Origin of the sequence: Ralstonia pickettii (assembly GCF_001699815.1) — a bacterium.
GTDB classification, from domain to species: Bacteria; Pseudomonadota; Gammaproteobacteria; order Burkholderiales; family Burkholderiaceae; genus Ralstonia; species Ralstonia thomasii.
This window is the reverse complement of the sequence record NZ_MCGB01000101.1, coordinates 1-3,851: the sequence shown is the minus strand read 5'-3', so window position 1 is coordinate 3,851 and position 3,851 is coordinate 1. Positions and strand designations below refer to the sequence as shown.

Annotated in this window: 3 protein-coding genes and 2 pseudogenes; 1 reads left to right on the top strand and 4 read right to left on the bottom strand. The window is 63.1% G+C overall.

What is annotated here, in order from left to right; all coding sequences use genetic code 11:
- Nucleotides 1-1,508 (bottom strand): NADH-quinone oxidoreductase subunit L (locus tag BEK68_RS22100; protein WP_065851899.1); only part of this gene is annotated, 1,508 nt, incomplete at its 3' end.
- 99 nt (nucleotides 1,509-1,607) lie between these two features.
- Between BEK68_RS22100 and BEK68_RS22095 the strand changes: the two genes are divergently transcribed.
- The gene (locus BEK68_RS22095) at nucleotides 1,608-2,510 is read left to right on the top strand and encodes a LysR family transcriptional regulator (RefSeq protein ID WP_004637169.1); all 903 of its coding nucleotides are present in this window, start codon (nucleotides 1,608-1,610) and stop codon (nucleotides 2,508-2,510) included.
- Nucleotides 2,511-2,839: 329 nt separating this feature from the next.
- Here the strand turns inward: BEK68_RS22095 and BEK68_RS26305 are convergent.
- The 3 genes and pseudogenes from BEK68_RS26305 to BEK68_RS22085 form a co-directional block, all read right to left on the bottom strand.
- A pseudogene (locus BEK68_RS26305) lies at nucleotides 2,840-2,935 on the bottom strand (DUF4148 domain-containing protein); the annotation flags it as partial.
- A gap of 143 nt (nucleotides 2,936-3,078) precedes the next feature.
- A pseudogene (locus BEK68_RS22090) lies at nucleotides 3,079-3,636 on the bottom strand (Tn3 family transposase); the annotation flags it as partial.
- On the bottom strand, nucleotides 3,630-3,815 hold the full coding sequence (locus tag BEK68_RS22085) for a hypothetical protein (protein WP_231641000.1): 186 nt from the start codon (nucleotides 3,813-3,815) through the stop codon (nucleotides 3,630-3,632). The gene BEK68_RS22085 and the pseudogene BEK68_RS22090, both read right to left, overlap by 7 nt.
- Nucleotides 3,816-3,851 lie beyond the last annotated feature (36 nt).

Genomic DNA, 3,851 nt, shown 5'->3' with positions numbered 1-3,851 from the left:
GTCCAGGCGGTGGGCCAGATGTACAGGGCCAGCCGGGTGTACGCCTCGTCGATGTAGAACCCTGCATAGCTCCACCTGCGCCAGGTCCGCAGCATGTGGGGCTGCCTCTGCAGCAGTGCCAGAAAGAGGTAAAGGCCTAAAAGTCCGATCAGTGCCAGCCACCCCAGCACGTGCGCCGGAGCATCGCGCAAGCCCAGTGGCACATGGTGGATGGCAACTGCCGCTGCGGTGAGGCCCGCCACCATCACCAGCCCGGCCAGGCTGTGCCAGGCCGCAGTCTTGGCGCTGGCCTGGCCCTGAGGCGACCAGAGCAGCGGTGCCCAGGCCAGTCCCAGCACGGCGGACCACCAGGCGGGCCAGGGCACCTCCGCCGCCACGTTCAGCACCAGCAGCACGGTGGCCGTGGCGGCGACGGGTGCCAGCGCCAGGCTGATGGCTGTGGGCGGGGTTGCGCTGTGCATGGCCTGCAGCCGCGCTTGCCGAACCGCGTTGGATGCCGACAGAAACACATGGGCCTTGTACAGCGAGTGCCCCACGAGGTGCAGCGCAGCCAGCGTGTACAGGCCCAACCCGCATTCGAGCAGCATGAACCCCATCTGCGCCACCGTGGACCAGGCCAGCCTGACCTTGATGCTGATGCGCGTCAGCATGACCATGCCAGCGAGCACGGCTGTACCGAGGCCAAAAACGACCAGCACGACGCGGGCAGCGGCGGCGTTTTCCAGCAAGGGGGCGAACCGTATCAGCACGAACCCGCCCAGGTTGACCACGCCTGCGTGCAGCAGTGCAGACACCGGCGTGGGCGCCTCCATGACCTGGATCAGCCAGCCATGCACGGGCAACAAGGCCGTCCGCAAAATCACGGCCAGGGTCAGCAACACCGCGCTGGCGTGCAGCAACGGGGACATGCCGTCGCGTGCGATGTACGCCCACAACGCCGACAAAGAACCGCTGCCGACTTCCAGCCAGGCCAGTGCCGCCGCACCGACCAGCAATACGTCGGCCACCCTGTCGGCCATCTGTTTTTTGTGGGCGGCCAGGCTGGCAAAAGCCCGGTCGGGGTAGAAGCACAGCAGGTGTTGCAGCGCAATGCCCACCAGAGCCCAGGCGATGGCCAGGACGATCCAGTGGTCTGCCAGCAGCAGCACGTGCACAGCAGCCAGCACACCCGCCAGTGCTGCCATGTAGCGCGGCTGGCCGGGCTCTCCCTCCAGGTACCTCGCAGAAAACGCTGCGATGACGGTGCCCAGCAGTTGCACCAGAACCCCCATGCACAAGCCCATCGGCGATGCCTTGAGCCAGCCAGCGTGGTCCAGCCGGCCGATGCCAGCCATGGCCGCAATCGCCGCCAATACAGAACCTGCCAAGGCGGCACCAGACAGGATCAGCATCCAGCGCCACAACGTGGCAACCGAGCCCTTGTGGCACAGTGCCAGCGCCATGGCGGCCAGCATGAGCATGCCCGGTGCCCATGCGCTGGCGTGGGACAAAACGTGAACAAATGGCATCACTCAACCTCCAGAAACAAGACTGGGGGCGATGATGCTGCGGGGTTATTGTTCTGTAAAATACATTGAAAAGAACAAAAAAATACTAAAAATAGAACAATGAGACTCGATCAACTCAACTTCAACCACCTGTTCTACTTTTGGCGTGTGGCCAAGCTGGGGCACCTTACCCAGGCAGCGCAAGAGCTGCACACGTCCCAGTCTGCGGTGTCCACCCAGATCCGGCAGCTGGAAGAGCGCCTGGGCGAAGAGCTGTTTTTGCGAGAGGGCCGCCGCCTGCTGCTGACCGACACCGGGCAACTGGTACTGGCATATGCCGAGAACATCTTCGGACTGGGTCAGGAAATGCTGGGGCGCCTGCAGGGCAGCGCGTCGGGGGTGACCCGGCTGCGCGTGGGCAGTGTGGCAACGTTGTCCCGCAACTACCAGGAAAACTGGATCCGCCCCTTGCTGGCCGACCCGTCCGTGGTTTTGACGCTGGAGTCAGGGCTGCTGGAGGGGCTGATTTCGCGCCTGGTGCAGCACCAGCTGGACGTGGTGCTGGCCAATGAGTCAGTGCCTTCCGACTCCGAGCGCCCCTTGCACTGCCAATTTCTCGGCAGCCAGTCCATCTCGCTGGTCGGCCCTGCCAGCGTGTGGCAATCGCGCTCGTTGCGCATACCTGAAGACCTGGAGGGTATGGAGGTGGCGCTGCCTGGCCCCCGCCATGCACTGCGTGCGCAGTTTGAAGCCCTGTGTGCATCGGCCGGGGTGACGCCCCGATTGCGCGCCGAGGTGGATGACATGGCCATGCTGCGCCTGATCGCCCGTGACAGCGGCTGGCTGACCGTGCTGCCCGAGGTGGTGGTTCAGGACGAGTTGCGCACGGGCATCCTCGTCAAGGTGGGCTACTCCGCCGGGCTGCAGGAGCATTTCTACGCCATCACCACCCGGCATCGGCACCGTATCGAGGTGCTGGAAACCCTGCTGGAACGTTCGTCGGGCCGCATGGGGCCGTCCTGACAGACCTAGGGCAACGCTGAACAAGTCCCTCGCGCACCGCGCACCCCTGCTTTGGGCGGTCTGCCGCGTTGCAAATCCTCGCGATAGCTACGGCTATCGCTGTGGTTTGCGCCTTGCATCCCATCCCAAATCAGGGCGTGCGCCACTGCGGGGACTTATTCGGCGTTGCCCTAGCTGGGATTCGTCAAAAGTTTGCCCCATGAAAAAAGCCCCGCAATGGGGGCTCGTTCATGGGCGATGCAATGTGATGCGGTGCACCGATGACGCCTTCGCTCAGCCGCAGTGGATGCGCCAAGCGGTGGCGTCCGAAACGCCCGCATCGGCTTGCATTACATGGCGTTGCCGATTTCGCCGTGGGAGATCTGGCCTGTGCGAACAGCTTCTGCGGCCTGGGCACGCACGGCAGCGCGGTCGGCGGTGGATTGGGGGTCCCCTCGTTTTCAGTGCAATAAGTGACGGTACGAAAAGCTAGCACTGGCGCGGAGGTGGTGTTGGTAGATCGTTGATTTCATTGACTTTCCTGTTCACTTTCAAATCTGCGATTCGTGGCGTCAAACCGTGATCGGTTTCATCCGTTGGTGCCAGTTATCGGTGCTCCCTGCCGCGAGGGCAGGATTTGGTCGGCATAACGGTCAACAGGAAAGCGGAACACGCCTCGCAGGTTGATGCTTTCCAGCCTGGTGGGAGCAATTTTTCCGATCAGTTCCGGTGGAATGACCTGGCGGCGGTTCGACCAGCGATCCAGGACCGCCTGCATCTGTGAGGTATTCCACGCCATCACGATGTTGGCCATCAGGCTCAACGCATCGGCCACAGCCTGCATTTCATCGACACGTTTGGCCTGCGCCGGGCTGATCCGGCCGGTATAAATGGCGCGCTTGAGGGCGTTAACAGCCTCGCCCCGATTGAGCACCCGGCGCAACTCGTTCCTGAAAGCGTCCTTGACAAAGTAGTCAGCCAAAAACGCCGTACGCAGCAACCGCCCCAATTGCACGCCAGCCTCATAGATTGGATCGCCCTGGGCGGCAGAACCGAACCGCGCAAGAGCTGCCACCGCACTGGCATGTCCGCTCATGACCGAGGCTGCCAGGTGCACCGGGCTGTCCCAATGCTTTTCGATCAGGGCATCCACCGAAAACCAAGGGCCGTGCACGCTACTTGCTGGTGATCGAACAGTGTCTTCTCCCGCCCGTACAGCGTGCGCAGCGAAGCCACATCAGGGGTGGCAATGCCAAGTTCCTCGCTCAAGTGGCGCCACAGGGCGACGGGAACCACCCGAAAGGCATACAGCAGGCGGCCACTCATGCGCAAAAACCCGATATGCAGCGCCAGACCGAGCTT